Below are 19,418 nucleotides of genomic sequence, written 5' to 3' on the forward strand. Positions count from 1 at the left end.
GGAGGATTCTTTGGTCAAGACACTGCCAGACCTGTTTCCAGGTTTCGAAAGCCATTTCGTCGAAACTGCGCAAGGACCGATTTTCTGCCGGACAGGCGGCACCGGTCCGGCGCTCTTGCTGGTGCATGGCTATCCTCAATCACATGTGATTTGGCACAAGATCGCTGCGGGCCTTGCCAAGTCTTTCACTCTCGTGATGCCGGATCTTCCAGGATACGGTCAGTCCGTGATCCCTCCGTTGAGTGCCGATCATGCCGCCTACTCCAAACGAACCATGGCGCAGACCATGGTCGAGGTCATGTCTCATCTTGGCCATGAACAGTTTGGGGCGGTTGGACATGATCGGGGCGGGCGTGTGGTTTACCGCATGGCGCTGGACATGCCCGATCGAATTTCTAGCGCTGCGGTTCTCGATATCCTGCCAACATTTGACTACTGGAACCATCTTGACCGCACCTTTGCACTGAAGATCTATCATTGGGCGTTTTTGGCCCAACCGGCGCCCTTTCCTGAAAACATGATTGCCGCCGACCCAATCCCGTTTCTGGAGCACAAGCTCGCAAGCTGGAGTGCGGCAAAGGACCTGTCGCCTTTCTCTGAGGGCGCGCTTCAGCACACGCGCGCTTGGTTTAGCGATCCGGTGCGCATAGCGGCGAGCTGCGAGGACTACCGGGCCGGGGCGCATATCGACTATGATCATGACGCGGAGGATCGGCGGGCAAATAGAACCATCAACCCACCGTTTCTTGCGCTGTGGGGCGAACAGGGAATTGCGGCCAGTATCGAAGACCCGCTGTCAATCTGGCAGACGTGGTGTCCTCACGCCAAAGGTAAGGCGATTAAGGGCGGACATTTCCTGCCGGAAGAGTCACCAAGAGAAATCACGCAGGAGATACTCGAATTCTTTTCATTGCAGAAAATACCATAGTAAAAAAAATCGACCTCCAACTTCAGCCAAACCTGCTGAGCTTGAATGCGCATGGTGTTAAGCTGTTAAAATGCAGCGCTTTTCAGTGAAAGTCCTTAATTTTCTTAACACTCTTATTCAACGCAATTTAACGAATACCCGCTATCGATAATTATGGCAGGGACTATTCCTATCTGATCGGCGCCATCTTGGCTGCCAGAATTCTAGGATACTGCCTGACAAGGTGCGGAGGGGCAACCGTACGCAACGGTTGAAGGTTTGGCGTGGTTGAGCGGAGTATGCGGGACACCGAAGTGAAACGGTCCGGATATCATTTTCTCGATACTGTGGAATCCCGGTTGGATCATATCGCCGCTCAATGGAGCGACGATGGCGCTCGGATTGAACGCCCGCTTAAAGCTGTTTTTATTGGTTTTCTAGCGCTCATCGTTTGCATTCTTACGCTCCAGAACATCGTCACTGAAGTCGCCCGACTGCAGATGCCTTTTGATCGAGTGCAATCAGCTTCCAAAAAGCTGGTCCACCAGGAACAGCAGCGAAATGCCCAGGCTCTTGCAACGCTCGCAGACCGTTTGACGTCCGATTACAATCTGACTTCGGCGATGGTCAAGAATGATCCCGCATCTGTTGCGCTTTATGCTGAGCGTGCGTTTGAAACCTTCAACGGCAACGAGGGGCCTTACCGGTTGGCAGTTTATGGACTTGACCATTCGGTTCTGTACCGAAAGGGTCCTCCGGCAGCCGCATTGAAGATCTCGTCAGAGATGACCGGAGACGACAATCATGTAGTTTCGCCGCGTGTCGCCAACAGCCTAGAATATGATCAAGCCGGAACCATTGTGGTTCGCAGCACAGAACCTTTGGTGCATGAGGGCCGGCTGCTCGGCTATCTGGATTTAAGTTCCAGTATCGAAACCCATATGATGCATTTGAGTGCTGCCATAAACGGCAAAATCCTCAAAACCGGCGGGCCGGTAACCGCTGCGTCCACCGCCCGTTCCAACGCGCAGAACGCACAAGCAGCATCTGCCGCTGTTCCTTTGCTGTTCAAGGAAGATGACACTATTCTCATGACCGAGAGCTTGTCTCTTCCATTGGCGAATGCTGCGCCGGGCTCGAAAATCATGCTGCAGCGGGACGTCACGACTGCAGCCACAGCGTTTTTCAAGACCACTCTCGTCGTGCTGCTTGTCAGCCTCGGCTTCGCCATCCTCGCCTGGGTTCTCATGCAGCGCCTCCTGGCCCGGCTTCAACGCAGAATTGGCCGCACATGGTCCAGCCTGGAAGAAGCAGTCAGTTCGAACACCAAGGAACTTGAACGCAGCCGTGCCCAGCTTCTTGAGGCTCAAGCGATTGCCTCAATCGGCAGCTGGGAGTGCGATGTCAGCACGAAAGAGATCTCTGCCTCGGAAGAGTTTTTCCGGATTACCGGGATTTCGCCCACGACAGCGTCTGGCAATCTGCTCGAGCAATTGATCGAACGCGTGCCTGCAACTGATTTGCCCCGGGTCAAGTCAGTCGTTCATCATGCTCTCGCACAATGCCAGCCTTTTGATCTGGAGCATTCGATCTTGAGAGCTGATGGCTCGCTTGCACGGATCCACACCAAGGGGCGTGTATTCAAAGGTGAAAATGGCCGAAGCGTTCGGGGTATCGGAACTGTCCACGACATAACGGAACGATCCAACACAGAACGCCAGAACAGGCTTATGGCAAAGATCCTTGAGACGTCGCTCAACGAGATCTATGTCCTCAACGCGGATACCTACAAGGTAGAATACGCAAACGCCTGCGCGATCACGAACCTCGACTACACGCTGACCGAGCTGCAAAATCTGACACTCTGGGACATCAATCAGGAGTTCAGCCGCTCCACTATTGCCGAAAAACTCGTTCCATTGGCCGAGGGTACAGAGGCCAATATCACAGGCGAAGCCCAACAGCGCCGGAAGGATGGAACGGATTATCCGGTCGACTTCCAAATCCAGATGGTGCGCGACCAGGGCCGCAATCGCATCGTCGCCATGGCGAATGACATTTCTGACCGGGTCCAAAGGGAATCTGAAACCCGGGACGCAAAGGAACGTGCGGAGCGCCTTGCCTATTTTGATCCGCTGACGAAACTCTCTAACCGCGCTGGTTGTCAGCGCGATGCCGGAAAGCGGTTCGCCAAAACCGAAAAACCCGCGTTTCTCATCCATGTGGACATGGACAATTTCAAACGTGTCAATGACACACTGGGGCACCTGGCCGGTGACTACTGCCTTGCGGAAACAGGACGCCGCCTGCGCGAAGTCAGCCGTGGGCTCGGGACACCCTACCGTTGGGGCGGCGATGAGTTTGTTATTCTGGCGAATTCCTCGGACTCCGACCCGAACGAATTGTGTGAGCGCGCGCGCCGGCTGATGCGTGCCCCGATGGAGTTCAACGGTACAACCTTCTGGCCGACCGTCAGCATGGGGATTGCCCTATGTCCGGACCATGGCACGAACTTCGAAACACTTCTGGTGAATGCGGACCTTGCACTTTACCGGTCCAAACACAGCGGCAAGGACCGGTTCACGTTCTACTCATCAGATTTGCAGTCTGTCAGCGACAAGGAAACAGAGCTTGAACGTGAGCTTCACATGGCGGCTCAGCGCGACGAGTTCTTTCTTGTTTTCCAACCGCAGGTCAACATGCGCACCCACAAGGTCGTCGGGGTCGAAGCGCTTGTCCGCTGGCAGCATCCGGAACGCGGCGTCGTCTCTCCAGGGGAATTCCTGCCCGTCGTTGAAAAGACGGGTTTTGCCGCTGTTCTTGGAGAAATCGTTCTCGACAAGGCGTTCGCGGCAGCCAAATCCTGGCAGGATGCAGGGCTGGATTTCGGCCGGATCTCGGTAAACGTTTCTCCGGCGCACCTGTCCTCCGGCATGCTGTTCGAGCAATTCAAAACCGCGATGGAACGGCATGATCTGGCACCAGAACGGATTACAGCCGAAGTCTTGGAGTCGGTGTTCCTGGACGACCACAAATCAGGTCACCTATCGACGCTCAAAGACCTTTATGAAATGGGCGTGCATGTCGAGCTGGATGATTTCGGCACAGGGTATGCGTCGCTCACCCATGTGGTCGATCTTCCGATCAACGGCCTCAAGATCGACCGTTCGTTTACCCAGCAGATGCTTGAGGACGACCGCAAGGAAATCCTCATCAACCAGCTGATCCATCTGGCCCGTTCGCTCAATATTTCGGTTGTTTGCGAGGGTGTGGAGACAGAAGAGCAATACGACCGCTTGCGCATGATGGGCGATTTTGCTGTGCAAGGCTTCCTCATTGCCCGGCCATTGCGGTTCGAAGACGCCACCAACTGGATGTCGGAAACCGCTGAAGACCTCTATTTCGTATTTTAGGACCTGCCCCTCACACCGTCACACTACTGACGTTATGATCAGGCAACGAGTGGCAAAAGGGCCGTTCGGCGACAATACGTCCCCGACACCCGCCGAATAACCAACCGAGGCATTGGGCCACATGCTTCAAAATGCGTCGCATCCCAAAATCGGCCTTGCCCTAGGCGGCGGAGGAGCAAGGGGCCTTGCCCACATTCCCGTTCTTGAGGCGTTTGACGATTTGGGGATCAGACCCCACAAAATCGCCGGAACATCTATCGGTGCGATCTTTGGGGCAGGCTATGCTGCCGGGCACAGCGGTGAGGATCTGCGCGCGATCGCGCTGGACTTGTTTGCCGACAGCAACAAAGTCCTCTCGCGCTTCTGGAAACTTGGACCAAAACGCATCCGGGATCTCTTCCGTGCCGGGCCGGTCCAATTCGACCCCGTCGGTGTGCTGGAGGCCTTTGTCGCAGAGCACTTGCCACCCCGGTTTGAAGATCTCGATGTCCCATTACGAATCTTGGCAACCGATTATTTCGGCTGCACCGAGGTGGATTTCGAAACGGGGCCGCTTTTACCGGCAATTGCCGCCTCCATTTCCATCCCGGCCGTTTTCCGCCCAGTCCGGCATCAGGGAAGATTTCTAATCGACGGGGGTGTTGTAAATCCGTTGCCCTTCGACGGTTTGCGGGAAGAGTGCGATTTTGTGGTCGCGGTCGATGTTGTCGGCGCCCCGGTTCCGCGCTCAAATCCGGCTGACATCAGCATGCTGGACTCGATTTTCGGGTCTTCGCAAATCTTGATGCAGACGATAACGGCGCAAAAACTCAAGCTGGATCAACCGGATATCCTGATCCGCCCGCAGCACGACAACACCCGCGTTCTCGATTTTCTGAAAGCAGGAGCAATTCTGGAAAAGTCCGAAACCTTACGTGGTGTGACACGGGCCAGACTGACAGAACTGCTAAATACAACGAGCGATTCCATCAAATAATCTCTAATACTATTCAAGCAATTTCCCTCGCTTAATTTACCGACTGTGGATACTTAAGACTCAATTAACTGAATTTCGCGATCCTTCTCTATGAACCGAGGAGTAGAGCAATGCCGATGGCAAAGGGATCAGCTGATTTAGAGACATGCCCCGTCACGGATGACATCCTGAAGAAACTTCTGGATTCTGCCCTGAACGCGACGGCTGAGATCACTGGCCAATGGCCAGCCGCACAACGCGCTGCAATGGCAGTTTACTGCTACCGGCGCGCCCATTTGCGCAGCCTGGGCCTTCAACTTGCCGCCCAATGCGAACAATCCGACCTCGTGCGCGAGGCCGGAACCGCCGGCGAAATGATCTATCTGCAATCCAAAGCCGCCGGTGCGGCGACCGACGATCTGAAGACACGTCCCCGCGGCACGAGACCGCCGGTCAGCCTTCATATCGTTTGATTGAGTTCCCGGGGCAGGTCCTTCCTCCCACCCGCCCCCACCTGGCAACCGTCCAAAAGGCCGGTTGCCTTTTCTTTGGGCAAATGAATGTCCAACCGATCAAATTCATCACGATCACCCATATTTCCTTGCCGGTCTTGCCTGAAAGCCTAGTATTGTTTGGATGACACTCGCGAGTGGGGATCGTTCAGCATGTGGCAATCCATCCGTTGCATCCGACAAGCAAGCAGGTTTCGCCAGGGCCTCGATGGCATCGCTGTGGTTCTATTCACCTTTTTTTCGGCAATCCTGTTGGCTGGCCCTGCTCTGGCGATCTGCCAAGTCGTCGCTGATGCCCCGTACAAGCCGTTGCGGCCGGGCGAAGTCCGGGTGTGGAACGCCAATCTGGAGCCAGATCAAGTCAGCATCCGCTACATCGGGCATTCCACCTTCGAGCTGGAAACCCCCCAAGGGATCCGCATCGCAACCGACTACAACGACATCTACCGTCCATTTCTTCCGCCGACAATCGCCACAATGAACGGGGCCCATGGCACCCACTACTCCTTGAACCCGGACCCGAATATCGAACATCTGCTCTATGGCTGGAACCGGAACGGCGGCCCGATGGATCACGATATCTTTGTTGGCGATGTTCGCGTTCGAAACATTCAAACCAACATCCGTGGCTGGGATGGAGAGAGCCGCAGGCTCGGCAATTCAATCTTTATCTTTGAAGCTGCGGATTTGTGCATCGCACATTTGGGACATTTACATCACCGGCTTACAGAAAACGATTTACTGCGCCTCGGGCAGATTGATGTCGTGTTCGCCGCCATTGACAACTCATCGACACTTAGGCTCGACAGCCTCATGGACGTGCTGGCTGCCATCAGTCCATCGATGATCATCCCGATGCATTTTCATTTTGCCGGGGCCCTTCCGGCGTTCATGGGCCGGGCAACGGAACAGGGCTACAGGATCGTCCGTGCAGAGACTTCAAGTGTGACCGTGAGCCGTAGCACCCTGCCTGCGGAAAAAACGGTCTACATCATGATGCCCGGAGGGGCGTAGGCCAGGGCACGCTTACCCCTGATCAAACCGCAGGAACAGTACCTGACTGTCACCGGCCTTGCGCCGGTCGAGCTCAGTGAACCCCTCCGGAGCATCAACGTCCGCGGAGCCCCGCTCTTCCAGAATGCAGATGGCGCTCGGTTTCAGCCATCCGCCAGTTGCGGCAGAACCGAGCGCCTTTTCTCCCAGCCCCTTGTCATAAGGCGGGTCGGCGAACACCAGATCGAAGGGTTCGATCGTTCCTGGCTCGCCGAGCTTTGTCGCATCCCGCCGGAAAATCTTTGCAGCGCCATTGAGCCCGAGGCTTTCCATGTTCCTGCGGATGACACCGCGTGGCTCGGCGGCTTCTTCGATAAAGGTGCAGTGCCGCGCACCTCGGCTGATCGCCTCAAAACCGAGCGCTCCGGTGCCGGCAAAAAGATCCAGCACCCGGCATCCATCAATCTCGAACTCCAGCCCATGCGCAAGTATGTTGAAGACGGTTTCGCGCAATCGATCGCTGGTCGGCCGTGTGGCATTTGACTTGGGCGCTGCCAATGCAGCGCCCTTGAAACGTCCGGCAACTATTCTCACGAACGGTCTCCGCGGCGCGGCGGTCGGCCACCGCGATCTGGACGGCCGCCACGGTCTGGACGGCCACTGCGACCTGACCGATCCCCCCGATCCGGGCGTTCACCACGGCTTGCGCGATCCCGCCCTTCTGACCGTCCGCCTTGATCTGAGCGGTTACCGCGCTCTGGCCGGTCGCCGCGGAACGGACGATCTTCGCGAGGTCCGCCCTTCCGGTCGCCTTTGTCGCGGTTTGTGCGGCGCTCCTGCTGTTTGTCCTCAACGAGGCCTTCATCTCCCCAAATCCGGCGTTGCGGCGGGGACGGACGCTCCTCGTTGTAATCCTTGCGGAACCGGGGTTCGGACGTCATGCGGAACTTTGACCGCGGTGAGACTTTCTCCCGGCGCGGCCCTTCGTTTCTCCGCTTGCCCTGTTTTGGGCCACCGTCGTCGCTCCGTGCGGCTTTCTTTCGATCCGTCGCCGACTTGCCTTCACGGGCCGTCAGCCATTTGCCCTGGCCTTTTTCTGAGGAGCTATCCCGGCTACCGCCACGCGGACCCGGTCGTTTCTTCTCTTCTTCCTGCTTGGGCATATGAAAGATGGGCGCATCGAAGTCGGCGCCAGCCTCTTCCGCCAACGCATCGCCAAGCTGGTCGCGAAGAACACGCCCGCGAATTTCGCGCACGTCGCCTTCGGCCAAATCCATGAGCTGGAATGGACCATAGGAAAGACGGATCAGCCGGTTGACCGACATCCCCAGATGTTCAAGAACGCGTTTGACTTCGCGGTTCTTGCCCTCTCGCAGACCAACCGTCATCCAGACATTGCCGCCCTGCTCCTTGTCCAGTGTCGCCTCGATCGCGCCATAGAGTACGCCGTCAATTGCCACACCGTCGTTCAAGGTATCAAGTTCGGCCTGTGTAATCTTGCCAAAGGCGCGCACGCGGTAGCGGCGCAGCCAACCGGTTGCCGGCAGTTCCAAGACCCGGGCAAGACCGCCATCATTGGTCAGCAGTAACAGGCCTTCGGTATTGATGTCGAGACGCCCAACGGTCAAAACCCGCGGAAGATCATCCGGCAGCCGGTCGAACACGGTTGGCCGGCCTTCCGGATCCTTGTTGGTCGTCACCAGACCGCGCGGCTTGTGGTAGAGCCACAGCCGTGTCCGTTCGCGCATCGGCAGAGGTTCGCCGTCCACCAGAACCTTGTCGTTGCTGGTGACGGTGACTGCTGGCGTGGTCAGTACCTTGCCATTAACCTCGACCCGGCCGTCCATGACCCAGGTCTCAGCCTCCCGGCGGGAGCACAAGCCGGCACGGGCCATGACCTTGGCGATGCGTTCGCCGCTGGCAGTGTCAGGAATGGTCACGCGCGGAGCATCGCCCGCCTCGTCGGCTTTGGAAGCGGATTTGCGCGGCGCTGGCTTGCGCGGACCGCGGTTGTCTGCTGCGCGTTTGGGTCGGTTCCGGCCGTTGTCCGGGCCAGACCGTTTCGGAGGGAATTTCTTTGTCGTCATAGGCGCGTCATAGCAGAGCAGAACGCGTTCGGGAATCGCTTGTTTTCACCATTTTCGTGTAATCGTGCCCGAAGACGGCATCCGGACCCCAAATTCTCCTGCTTTTGCAGCTGACGGATACGCCTTACCGCCTTAAAACGGCGGATATGGAAAAGACGGCATGACATCTCAAGACAGCAACTCCGCCGAAAAAACCTTCATGGATCTCGCCCTGGAGGAAGCTGCAGCAGCCGCGGAGCGTGGTGAAGTCCCCGTGGGTGCCGTTCTGGTGCGCAACGGAGAGATCGTGGCCCGGGACGGCAACCGGACCCTGGAACTGAACGATCCGACTGCGCATGCAGAAGTGCTGGTGATCCGTGCGGCCTGTGCAGCCCTCCAATCACAACGGCTTCCGAAGTGCGATCTCTATGTCACGCTAGAACCCTGCGCGATGTGCGCCGGCGCCATTTCCTTTGCCCGGATCCGCCGGCTCTATTATGGCGCCGGAGACGAAAAGGGCGGCGCGGTCGACCATGGAACCAGATTCTTTCACCAACCGATTTGTCATCATGCCCCTGAGACATATGCCGGTATAGGAGAACGCCAATCGGCAGCTCTCCTGAAAGCATTTTTTCAAGGCCGACGCTGACCATACTCTGTTGCTCAATTGCAACGAAGCACAGTTGAATTTACTAACGCCGAGAGTACGCTGAAAACTGTCATGCAAGACCCGCTATTGTGATGGCTCGCGAACCGTTAAACTGTCGAGACATCGTGTCATGATCAGATCTGCCATCATTGGAGCGAGCATAATTTTGCTCCCCGGCCCCGCATTTTCTGCCGATCTTCCAATCGCACCGGAACCGATAGACTACCTGCGGATTTGTGATGCCTACGGCAACAGGTTCTTTTACCTGCCGGGCACAGAAACCTGCCTGCGTGTCGGAGGCCGAGTTCGTATCGAATACCGGCTGAACAATTATGGCAGCGGACCGAACAATTGGTCAGACAAGGCGGCGACAGGAACAACGTTCCGGGCTCGCGGCTACAGCTATCTGGACTCGCGCACCGCGACGGAGTACGGGCTGCTGCGCACCTACAACTCCGTCTACGTAACAAACGACAACGACAGCAGCTCCAATTCTTTGGAGCTGGAGTACAGCTTCATCCAATTCGGTGGGTTCACCTTTGGCCGGGCTCAATCGTTTTGGGACTTCTGGACGGGCTACTCATTCGGCGCGCGGGTCACCTCGTACTCCGATACCAAATCGAACGTAGCTGCCTATACCCGTGCATTCGGCAACGGAGTGTCCGCCAGCCTTTCAATCGAAAGTCCGGTTTCCCGGCGGGTGGAACTGATTTCTCCGAACGCCAACGGATATGGCGGCTTTAAGATCCCAGACGCTGTCGCCAACATCCGGATCGATCAGGCCTGGGGATCCGCGCAAATTATGGGCGCGCTACATCAAGTCTATTCCGTCGACACTGCGTCAGAATCTGCTCTGGGCTGGGCTGTCGGTGCCGGCGCGGAGATCAAGGTTCCTTTCCTCGGTGGCCGGGACAAAGTTGTTCTCCAAGTGGGCTATTCTGACGGCGCAAGCCGTTTCCCACTCGACAGTTGGAACGGCCGGATCACCGACGCCATCAATGTTGGCGGGTCCACCAAGACAACAAAGACATGGAACATTGCCGGAGGCTGGCGTCACGCCGTAACCGACACGGTCACTGCCAATCTGGAAGGTGGTTACCACACTGTCGATGCCGCATTGGACAGCTACGATTTCAATCAATGGACAGTGACCGGAAACGTTGTCTGGTCGCCAATTTCCGGTGTGGATATCGGCGCTGAAATGCAATACCGGAACGTCGATTTCGATAGAGCTTCGGGGCTTTCCGATACCGATGAAATCTACACTACATTGCGGGTTCAGAGGACGTTTTAAGGCTCGCGGGATACCTTGAGCAGTACCGCGCAGTCCGTGACGCGCACGGGTATTCCTGGTTCAATGTTCGGCATTGGTTTTCGCCCAGTCTCAACAAGCGCGCATCTCGGCCTTCGAGGTGCAATAGGCGTCTTGAACGGCTTCCCAAAGACCGTTGCCCCAAAGCCCGCTGTGGCTGACGCCTTCAACGATCTTGAGTGTCTTCGGTTCGGGCGCCAGCTCGTACAAGCGTTCTCCGTGCGCCACCGGGATCACCCGGTCCTCCGTTCCGTGCACGATCAGGATCGGGCTTTGAACGTTCCGGATCCGCTCCCGCGTCGGCATTGGATCCTTCATGAGCACGGACACCGGCAACCAGGGATATTGCTCGGATGCAATGTCGACCAAAGCTGTATAGGGCGCTTCCAGGACGAGCAATCCGGCATCCGGGCGCTGTTCAGCGACGGCAGTGGCAACACCTGTCCCCAAGCTCTCACCGTGCAAGATAACCGGTCTGCCAGTTGCCGAAGCCCTGTCAAAATGCTCTAGCGCATCCTGAATGAATGCTGCCTCGGACGGGGTGCCTTCACTTCCCGGATAGCCGCGATAACTCGGCGCATAGAGCCCGAAGCCACTGTCCAGAACCTGCGCAAAGCGCTTGTGACGCGTCGACAAATTGCTGGAGTTGCCGTGGAAATAAAGAACGATCGGCGTGTTTTCACGCCCTTCAGACGTCCAGATGGTCACGTTGGTGCCGTCTTGCATTGAGACCGTTTCCACGGTGACCGTCTCAAGCCCCTTTGCGCCGGGCGTCTCAAGCTCACCCGTCGGGACAAAAACGAAATTCCGCTGATTGAGGTACATGTAGCCGGCTACAATGCCGTAGGCGATCGCACCAGCGACCAAGACCTTTCTGACGGTCCTGCCAACCCTGCGCACGGTGCCCGTGCCGTCCTGCGCAGGTGGTGTGCTGTTGTTGCTGTCTTCTGCGGTCATTCCAGTCTCCGTACGGCTGCCGATCTCGCCGTACGGGACGGATTTCCCATTGGCTGTTACTTGCGGCCGAAAAGCTTTTCGATATCGCTGAGTTTCAGTTCAACCCAGGTCGGGCGCCCATGGTTGCACTGCCCAGAAAGTGGTGTTGCTTCCATATCGCGCAAGAGGGCATCCATTTCTTCCGGCCGCATGCGGCGTCCGGCCCGGACCGAGCCATGGCAGGCCATCGTGGCGGCAACGTGGTCAAGTTTCTCCCGGAGACTGTCGGCGGTCTCCCATTCGGCCAGTTCATCGGCGAGCGTGCGCACCATGCCCTGAATGTCCATATCACCAAGGATGGCTGGCGTTTCACGAACCGCAATGGCACCCGGCCCAAAAGCCTCCAGCGACAGGCCGACCTTTTCCAGATCCTCCGCGCGGTCCGCCAGCCGGGCGGCATCTTCTTCCGGCAGGTCGACAACCTCCGGGATTAAAAGGATCTGCCGGGCAACGTCTTTTTTGGCCAAGGCCTCCTTCAGGCGCTCATAAACAAGCCGTTCGTGCGCTGCATGCTGATCGACGATAACAACGCCATCTTCTGTTTGCGCGATGATGTAAGTCTCGTGCACCTGTGCCCGCGCGGCGCCAAGTGGTAGCTCGGTTTTCTCTGAGGCCAGCGGAACATCATGCGCCCGCGCATCGGCTGAGGGTGTGGCCAAAGCAGAAAAGCCGTTCTGGACCTCTGAAACCCGGTCTTCAGCAAATCCCGGCACAGGATTTGGTGCCGTCTCCAATGGCTGAAAAGCCTCCGGCGCCCAGCGCTCCGCTGTTGCCGTTGCACCGAACCCGTGCGCACTTGCCGATACGCTCGCTGCAGAACCGTAAGCGGGAGCAGTGGCACCGGATGGCCATCCCGGCTGTGGAGATTGTTTTCGAAGCGCATCCAAGGCGACGGCTGCGTTGGACGTCGACGACCGGTGCCCCGCTTGGACCAGCGCATGTTTGATCGCCCCGACAAGCAGGCCGCGGACCAACTGCGCATCGCGAAAGCGCACATCGGATTTGGCCGGATGGACGTTCACGTCCACCAGTGCCGGATCCAGATCAATGAAGAGAACCACCACCGGATGACGGTCGCGCGCGAGAACATCTGCATAAGCCCCCCGCAGTCCAGACAGCAGAAGCTTGTCCTTCACAGGTCGGCCATTGACGAAAAAGAATTGATGCTGGGCATTGCCCCTGTGATGAGTGGGCAAACCAGCATACCCGGTGAGCCGGACCCCTTCCCGCGCCGCATCAATCTCCATGGCGTTGTCGACGAAATCGGGCCCCAAAATCTGCGCGATCCGGGCCAGATGCGGCTCGTCTCCGCGCGCTGCCGGCCAGGACTGCGGCTGGCGGTCGGCACCGGACAGTGAAAACCCGATATGCGGATAGGCAAGCGCGATCCGCTTGACGATCTCGGTAATAGCGGCTGCTTCCGCGCGGTCGGACTTCAAGAATTTCAGACGGGCCGGTGTTGCGAAGAACAGATCACGGACTTCAACCTGGGTGCCTTTTGAGCGGGCGGCAGGCACAATCGGCTGTTCCTTGCCGCCTTCCACGGCGATCGCCCAGGCGTGGTCTTCTTCGCCGTGGCGGGTCTGAATGACGAGACGGGCCACGGAGCCAATCGACGGCAACGCCTCCCCCCGGAACCCGAGCGTGCGGATATCAAACAGGTCATCATCGGAAATCTTGGAGGTGCAGTGACGGCGGATGGCCAGTTTCAGATCGTCCTGCCTCATGCCGGCCCCGTCATCAGCGACCCGCATCAGCGTTTTGCCGCCCGCAGCGGTAACGATGTCGATTTGCGACGCCCCGGCATCAACGGCGTTTTCAACCAGCTCCTTGATCACGCTGGCAGGCCGTTCAATGACCTCGCCGGCGGCAATCTGGTTGATCACCTGTTCGCCAAGTTGCCTGACCTGCATGAATTGCCCTTTGATTGGTTCCGTTTGACGCGCGCTTCGGATATGGTCCGCGCCGGATTTACTTCGATTCCGTGCAATCCTATCAGATAATTTCTCATCCGAGTGAGCCGCCATGACCGTTTCTGCACCGCTTCTTGTTGACGGGCTCCATGCCCTTGCCCCGCAGTACAAGGGCATCTTGTGCGATGTCTGGGGCGTGCTGCACAACGGCGTGTCAGCATTCGAGGAGGCACATATCGCATTGCGGCGCTTCCGGGAAGAAACCGGCGGCCATGTGGTTCTGATAACGAATGCCCCGCGGCCAGCAAAATATGTCGCCGAAATGCTGACGAACATGGGTGTGCCGGAAGAGGCTTACGACAGCATCGTCAGCTCAGGCGATGTCACCCGCGAAGTCCTGGAAGCGCAAGGTTCCAAGACGCTGCTGCACATCGGACCGGACCGCGACCAGCCGCTCTATCACAATCTGGAAGCGACCTTCACCAGCGTTGACGAGGATGCAGACGCGATCAGCTGTACGGGGTTCCGGGATGATGAGACGGAAACACCGGACGATTACCGGGAGCGCCTGGAGAAACTGGCGGGGCGCAACCTTTTGATGATCTGCGCCAACCCAGACATCGTTGTGGAGCGGGGCGACCGCTTGGTCTGGTGCGCCGGGGCGCTAGCCCGCCTCTACGAAGACCTCGGCGGCGAAGTTGCCATTCTCGGCAAACCGCACGCGCCGATCTATGAGGCAGGTCTGCGGCGCTTGGCCGAGCACGCCGGGACAACAATCGCAAAGGAAGATGTTCTGGCGATCGGCGATGGCCTGCCGACCGACATTCGCGGCGCGGTGTCCCAGGACATCGACGTTCTGTTCATCACCGCCGGTATTCATGCTTCAGATTTTGGACCGAGCGAAGCCCCGGAAGAGCACCTGATCCGCAAGCGTCTGATCGAAGAAGGCCTCCGCGCCCGCGCCGCCATCCCGCGGCTATCATGGTGAGGGGCTAAACAGGGCGGAATTCGGAAACTTGTTGCGGTATGAATGAATGACCGGCCCGCGGGAATGCCGCGGTAGCTAATTTCCGCTCGCGCGGAAACTTAGCTCGTATTTGCCTTAGCTATACGTCTCAATATTCGAGCGAACACTCGACACGTCAAAGCGGGAAACCGGAACTGTCCTGCGAAGGTGGTCAGCAAAAGCCGTAACACGTCGCGGCTGTGCTCTTCCTGGCGGGAACATCATTTGGAGCGGGTTCGGCGGCGGCAAATGCTCAGAGAGCAAAGATACCAAGGCTCCGGATCGAATGTCTTCGGCGACATCCAGCTCGGACTTTAAAACAATACCGTGTCCTGCCAAGGCCCAGGATCGGATGAGCCAGCCATCGTTGACAACCCGGCTCCCACGAACTGTTACCCGTTTCTTTTTTGATTTTTTGCCGAACTCCCAAACACTGTCCAAGGTCTCCCCAAAGCGCATGACAAGACAATTATGGTTCATCAGATCTTCAGGGGTTTTCGGGGTGCCATGCCTCTTCAGATATTCAGGTGCAGCACAGATAAGGCGTTGAAAAGACCCAAGGCTCCGCACCCTCAGGGTGGAATCTGTCACATTGCCAAAACGAACTGCCATGTCAAATCCTTGACCGACGAGGTCAACGTATCCGTCCGACAAGGATAGTTCGATAGAAACTGCAGGATTTTCTTCGGTGAATGCCGATATCGCCCGTGAGATGATGCTGCGGCCCAGATCGACAGGTGCAGAGATGCGGATCAACCCGGAGAGGGTCTCGGCCCCATGACGAATGCGTGTGTCGAGATCCGCAACTTCAATCAGAACCGCACGTGCACCGTTGACAAGCGTGCGGCCCTCCTCCGTTAAGCTGATGGACCGTGTTGTGCGATTGAACAACACCACGCCGTAATGAGCTTCGAGTGCAGCCAAGCGTTCGGAGACAGTGGTCGTCGATATTCCGGTTTCGCGGGCAGCTGCCGCGAGACTGCCCTTCTCTGCGATGATCATGAACAATCGAAGATTATCGAGAAGCATTAGCCGACATTTCCGGATTATGTTTTCGGAATACGCCTGTTTATCCCGGATAAGCGGCCTCGTAAATTGCAGTTTGAGGAATAAAACAAAGGATGTTTCCAATGACTAAGCTGACAATTGTCGCCAACATCAAAGCCTACCCGGACAAGATCGGCCTGGTGAAGTCTGAGCTTCTCAAGCTCATCGACGTCACCCGCGCCGAACAAGGGTGCATCAACTACGACTTACACCAGGACAACGACGATCCAGCGCACTTCATGTTTTATGAGAACTGGGAAAGCCGTGAGTTGTGGCAGACCCACATGGGTGCGCCACACCTGGCAGCATACATGGAGGCCACGGATGGCGCTGTTGAAGAATTCACGCTCAACGAGATGACCATCATCGGCTAAGCGCCAGATCAAAGGAGCACGCCATGAAAGCAGTTGGATATCTTGAAACTGGGCCGATTGACCGGCCCGACGCATTGATTGACTTCAAAACTGAAACGCCAACGGCGTCGGGTCATGACCTCTTGGTGAAGGTCGATGCGATCTCCGTTAATCCAGTAGATACTAAAATCCGCCAGCGGCGTGCACCCACGAACGGGAAACCCGGTATCTTGAGCTGGGATGCCGCCGGTGAAGTTGTTGGTTTAGGTGACGCTGTCACAAATTTCTCGATAGGTGATCGTGTCTTCTATGCGGGTGCGGTGAACCGGCCGGGCGCAAACTCCGAGTTCCACCTGGTGGACGTAAGGATCGTTGGCAAAGCGCCAAGCTCAATACCTACCGATGCAGCCGCCGCCATGCCGCTGACGAGCCTTACCGCCTACGAAATGCTGTTCGACAGATTGCGGATAAACGAAGCGATCCCTGGCGGCAACAACACGCTTTTGGTCATCGGCGGAGCGGGTGGTGTGGGGTCCATTACCATCCAGCTGGCTCGTGCTCTTTCAGATATGACAATCATCGCGACCGCTTCGAGACCGGAAACGAAGGCATGGGTAGAAGAGTTGGGGGCGCATCACGTTATCAGTCACGCCGAGGCCCTCGGGCCGCAGATCGAGGCTCTGCGCGTCGGTACCGTCGATTTCGTGTACTCGACGACCCATTCCCATCTTTATTCCGCAGAAGTTTCTGAGATCATGACACCACAGGGCCGGTACGGGCTGATTGACGATCCCGACACCTTCGACATTATGCCCTTCAAGTCCAAAGCGATCTCGGTCCATTGGGAGTTCATGTTCACACGCCCGATGTTCGGAACAGCTGACATGCAACGCCAGGGAGACATATTGAATGAAGTTGCGTCCTTAATTGATGCAGGAGCAATCAAATCGACGGTCGCCGAGAGCTTTGGCAAGATCAACGCGGCAAACCTTATGAAGGCCCACGCTTTGCTTGAAAGCGGAAAATCTAAGGGCAAGATCGTGCTCGAAGGATTCTGAGAGGCCTAACCGGCATTTCGCTCGACACTCTCATCCAAGCAGCAGACTCATTTTCGCCCTGGCAAGTTTCTGATGGAACAACAAAAAGGCCGCCCGAGGGAGCGGCCTTTTTTTCAATTCTGTGCCCGGCGATGATCAGTCGAACAGTTTGTCGATGTCTGCCTGGCTGTCACCGAGAAGGGCGTCGATGTCATTTTGAGAAACGCCTTCGCCGGAGTGCTGCGGCCCGTGGAGGATCAGCTCCCGCTTGCGGCGCTCTTCATCGGTTTCTTCCGTCTCGGCTTCAAAATCGGCCGGGATCCGCAATTGTTCAATGAAGGATGTCACCCGTTCATCAATGAAGCGGAGGGTATGGACCACCTTTGAAATACGCTGACCGGTAATATCCTGAAAGGTGCACGCTTCGAAGATGCCGATCATCTTGTTGCTGACAAGGTCCTGGTAGGCCTCAGCGTCACTCGGATCCGCAGCCATGATTTCTTCGGCAGCTTCCATGATGGTGTTGGTCGCGTTTTCAGTCGCCTCAACGATGGCGTCGAGTTCGCGGCCGGCATCCGGGATCTTGTTGCCGGTCATATCATTGGCACGAAGCGCGGAAATCTCCTGCTTCATGCGTGTGATTTCTCTCGCGATCATTGTCAGCTCTTCCGTGACAGCCGGCTGAACCGTCGACAGAAAGTCGTGCATTGACCCGGACATCACTTCGGCAAGATGCATCACATCGTTTAGAGAAACTTCCCCGTCCCGGGTCTTGTTTTGTTCCAGGAAATCGATGATTTGCGCGACATTTTCTTGTTTTATTTTGGCCATGAGATCCAGCCTTTCAATGGTGTCCATTGCTTAACCGCCGCCTCCAAACAGCAGATGCCGAGCACTGAGAGATCGGCTATAAAACTTTTTTGGCGCACTCGTCCGGCAACAGCCTGCCTGCCCAGCCCGACTGCTTAACTTGAAAAAGAATGCCGGCAAGGGCGGAGAAGGAGACGTACACGTACACCGGTCTCCGCCAAGCCAAAGTGTTTTAGTCGGAGAAGACAGCCTCAATTTTCCCTTTCAATGTCTGCGCATTGAACGGCTTCACGATGTAGTTGTTTACACCGGCTTTTTTTGCTGCAATCACGTTTTCGGTCTTGGATTCAGCTGTCACCATGATGAACGGTGTTTTGCTGAGGGAACCATCGGCGCGAACCTGCTTCAGCAGTTCGTAACCGGTCATCGGCTCCATGTTCCAGTCCGAGATCACAAGACCATAGCGGCGCTGCTTCATTTTTTCCAAGGCTTCGGTGCCGTCCGCAGCGTCGTCAATGTCTTCGAAACCGAGCTGTTTCAGAAGGTTGCGAATGATGCGAATCATCGTCTTGTAGTCATCGACCACGAGGACCGGCATCTGAAGATCAAGGGCCATTGTCTACTCCATACTGTCAAGGTGCGCGGCCCCTGGCCGTGGGCCGTTGGAAACGCGTTATGACTTCGAAGGAGAGCGACACATTTATTTGTGTCCTCACCTCCCCACACTCAACGCAAATTAACGGGAGCACCTGAAAAGACCGTTAATAACAGACACTTTTTTTCTTCACCGAAAGCATAATTGTCAGAATTCCCGGGCGCGCTTAGCGTCCAACGCACAAAAAAACGGAAGATACAGGGCCAAAAACATCATGCTGGAATTGCAAAAACTCTGTTTTGAAGATCTCACCGTCGGCATGACGGAAGAACTCGTAAAACATGTCAGTTCCTCCGACGTGGTGGGCTTTGCCGAAGTTTCCGGCGACAGAAATCCGATCCATCTGTCGGAGCATTTTGCAGCCAGAACGCCGTTCAAAACGCGGATCGCGCACGGCCTTTATACCGCAAGCCTGATTTCCGCTGTTCTTGGCACCCGCCTGCCCGGACCTGGCGCGATCTACTTGTCGCAGACCTTGAATTTCAAGGCACCGGTAAAGATCGGCGATGATGTGACGGTGACGGTGCGCGTCGAAGAACTGATGGAGCGCGGCAACAGGGCCCGGCTGTCCTGCATTTGCAGTGTCGACGACACCGTGGTGCTTGAGGGCGAAGCCTTGGTCAAGGTCCCGAGCAAGACCGAAGACCGCTCCCGGCTTTGATCTGATCAAACCCAGTTCAATTTCATCATGGGAGCAGCTTGACCTTTTTTGGTGTTGGCGGCACGTTCCACGCGGCTTGGAACCGGCAGGATTTTCTTGTCTGCTCCGGAACGCCAGAACGAACGCCACCTTG

General features: G+C 56.8%; 18 protein-coding genes. 11 read left to right on the forward strand and 7 right to left on the reverse strand.

Features of this window, described 5'->3' with window-relative positions:
• Window positions 1-10: 10 nt before the first annotated feature.
• The 5 genes from SADFL11_RS13390 to SADFL11_RS13410 all read left to right on the forward strand — a co-directional run bounded on the left by SADFL11_RS13390 (window position 11) and on the right by SADFL11_RS13410 (window position 6,801).
• Window positions 11-928, forward strand: a complete 918-nt coding sequence (locus tag SADFL11_RS13390) for an alpha/beta fold hydrolase (protein WP_008196278.1) — start codon at window positions 11-13, stop codon at window positions 926-928.
• 278 nt (window positions 929-1,206) lie between these two features.
• Window positions 1,207-4,320 (forward strand): putative bifunctional diguanylate cyclase/phosphodiesterase, encoded by a 3,114-nt coding sequence (locus SADFL11_RS13395; protein WP_008194473.1) that lies wholly within the window; start codon window positions 1,207-1,209, stop codon window positions 4,318-4,320.
• 121 nt (window positions 4,321-4,441) lie between these two features.
• Window positions 4,442-5,296: a patatin-like phospholipase family protein gene (locus tag SADFL11_RS13400; protein ID WP_008193073.1), complete on the forward strand. Its 855-nt coding sequence runs from the start codon at window positions 4,442-4,444 to the stop codon at window positions 5,294-5,296.
• Between the two features lie 110 nt (window positions 5,297-5,406).
• Window positions 5,407-5,748, forward strand: a complete 342-nt coding sequence (locus SADFL11_RS13405; RefSeq protein ID WP_008194832.1) for a hypothetical protein — start codon at window positions 5,407-5,409, stop codon at window positions 5,746-5,748.
• Between the two features lie 291 nt (window positions 5,749-6,039).
• Window positions 6,040-6,801 (forward strand): MBL fold metallo-hydrolase, encoded by a 762-nt coding sequence (locus SADFL11_RS13410; RefSeq protein ID WP_209002592.1) that lies wholly within the window; start codon window positions 6,040-6,042, stop codon window positions 6,799-6,801.
• Between the two features lie 12 nt (window positions 6,802-6,813).
• Here SADFL11_RS13410 and rsmD read toward each other — a convergent pair whose 3' ends face one another.
• Both rsmD and SADFL11_RS13420 read right to left on the reverse strand, forming a co-directional pair.
• Window positions 6,814-7,374 (reverse strand): 16S rRNA (guanine(966)-N(2))-methyltransferase RsmD, encoded by a 561-nt coding sequence (rsmD, locus tag SADFL11_RS13415; protein ID WP_040451548.1) that lies wholly within the window; start codon window positions 7,372-7,374, stop codon window positions 6,814-6,816.
• Window positions 7,371-8,867 (reverse strand): pseudouridine synthase, encoded by a 1,497-nt coding sequence (locus SADFL11_RS13420; RefSeq protein WP_008193286.1) that lies wholly within the window; start codon window positions 8,865-8,867, stop codon window positions 7,371-7,373. The genes rsmD and SADFL11_RS13420 overlap by 4 nt, the downstream gene beginning before the upstream one ends.
• 160 nt (window positions 8,868-9,027) lie before the next feature.
• Between SADFL11_RS13420 and SADFL11_RS13425 the strand changes: the two genes are divergently transcribed.
• Both SADFL11_RS13425 and SADFL11_RS13430 read left to right on the forward strand, forming a co-directional pair.
• A complete protein-coding gene (locus SADFL11_RS13425; RefSeq protein WP_008192940.1) occupies window positions 9,028-9,495 on the forward strand; it encodes a nucleoside deaminase in 468 nt (155 codons plus the stop codon).
• 130 nt (window positions 9,496-9,625) lie between these two features.
• Window positions 9,626-10,789, forward strand: a complete 1,164-nt coding sequence (locus SADFL11_RS13430; RefSeq protein ID WP_008189546.1) for a porin — start codon at window positions 9,626-9,628, stop codon at window positions 10,787-10,789.
• A 90-nt stretch (window positions 10,790-10,879) separates the two neighbouring features.
• Here SADFL11_RS13430 and SADFL11_RS13435 read toward each other — a convergent pair whose 3' ends face one another.
• A complete protein-coding gene (locus tag SADFL11_RS13435) occupies window positions 10,880-11,764 on the reverse strand; it encodes an alpha/beta hydrolase (RefSeq protein ID WP_008188558.1) in 885 nt (294 codons plus the stop codon).
• Between the two features lie 56 nt (window positions 11,765-11,820).
• On the reverse strand, window positions 11,821-13,716 hold the full coding sequence (gene mutL / locus SADFL11_RS13440) for a DNA mismatch repair endonuclease MutL (protein ID WP_008193512.1): 1,896 nt from the start codon (window positions 13,714-13,716) through the stop codon (window positions 11,821-11,823).
• Window positions 13,717-13,828: 112 nt separating this feature from the next.
• Between mutL and SADFL11_RS13445 the strand changes: the two genes are divergently transcribed.
• Complete coding sequence (locus SADFL11_RS13445; RefSeq protein WP_008191123.1) at window positions 13,829-14,704, forward strand: TIGR01459 family HAD-type hydrolase; 876 nt, start codon at window positions 13,829-13,831, stop codon at window positions 14,702-14,704.
• A 114-nt stretch (window positions 14,705-14,818) separates the two neighbouring features.
• Here SADFL11_RS13445 and SADFL11_RS13450 read toward each other — a convergent pair whose 3' ends face one another.
• Window positions 14,819-15,751, reverse strand: coding sequence for a LysR family transcriptional regulator (locus SADFL11_RS13450; protein WP_008196159.1), 933 nt, complete (start codon window positions 15,749-15,751; stop codon window positions 14,819-14,821).
• Between the two features lie 101 nt (window positions 15,752-15,852).
• On the opposite strand from SADFL11_RS13450, the gene SADFL11_RS13455 reads away from it, so the two are divergent.
• Together SADFL11_RS13455 and SADFL11_RS13460 are read left to right on the forward strand one after the other, a co-directional pair.
• A complete protein-coding gene (locus SADFL11_RS13455) occupies window positions 15,853-16,143 on the forward strand; it encodes a putative quinol monooxygenase (protein ID WP_040452884.1) in 291 nt (96 codons plus the stop codon).
• Between the two features lie 23 nt (window positions 16,144-16,166).
• Window positions 16,167-17,180 (forward strand): zinc-binding alcohol dehydrogenase family protein, encoded by a 1,014-nt coding sequence (locus SADFL11_RS13460; RefSeq protein ID WP_008195699.1) that lies wholly within the window; start codon window positions 16,167-16,169, stop codon window positions 17,178-17,180.
• A gap of 135 nt (window positions 17,181-17,315) precedes the next feature.
• Here the strand turns inward: SADFL11_RS13460 and SADFL11_RS13465 are convergent, their stop codons facing one another.
• Together SADFL11_RS13465 and SADFL11_RS13470 are read right to left on the reverse strand one after the other, a co-directional pair.
• Window positions 17,316-18,017, reverse strand: coding sequence for a protein phosphatase CheZ (locus SADFL11_RS13465; RefSeq protein ID WP_008188608.1), 702 nt, complete (start codon window positions 18,015-18,017; stop codon window positions 17,316-17,318).
• 184 nt (window positions 18,018-18,201) lie between these two features.
• Window positions 18,202-18,585, reverse strand: coding sequence for a response regulator (locus SADFL11_RS13470; protein WP_006935666.1), 384 nt, complete (start codon window positions 18,583-18,585; stop codon window positions 18,202-18,204).
• A 253-nt stretch (window positions 18,586-18,838) separates the two neighbouring features.
• Between SADFL11_RS13470 and SADFL11_RS13475 the strand changes: the two genes are divergently transcribed.
• A complete protein-coding gene (locus SADFL11_RS13475; RefSeq protein ID WP_008193409.1) occupies window positions 18,839-19,285 on the forward strand; it encodes a MaoC family dehydratase in 447 nt (148 codons plus the stop codon).
• Window positions 19,286-19,418 lie beyond the last annotated feature (133 nt).

Origin of the sequence: Roseibium alexandrii DFL-11 (genome assembly GCF_000158095.2) — a bacterium.
Taxonomy (GTDB): domain Bacteria; phylum Pseudomonadota; class Alphaproteobacteria; order Rhizobiales; family Stappiaceae; genus Roseibium; species Roseibium alexandrii.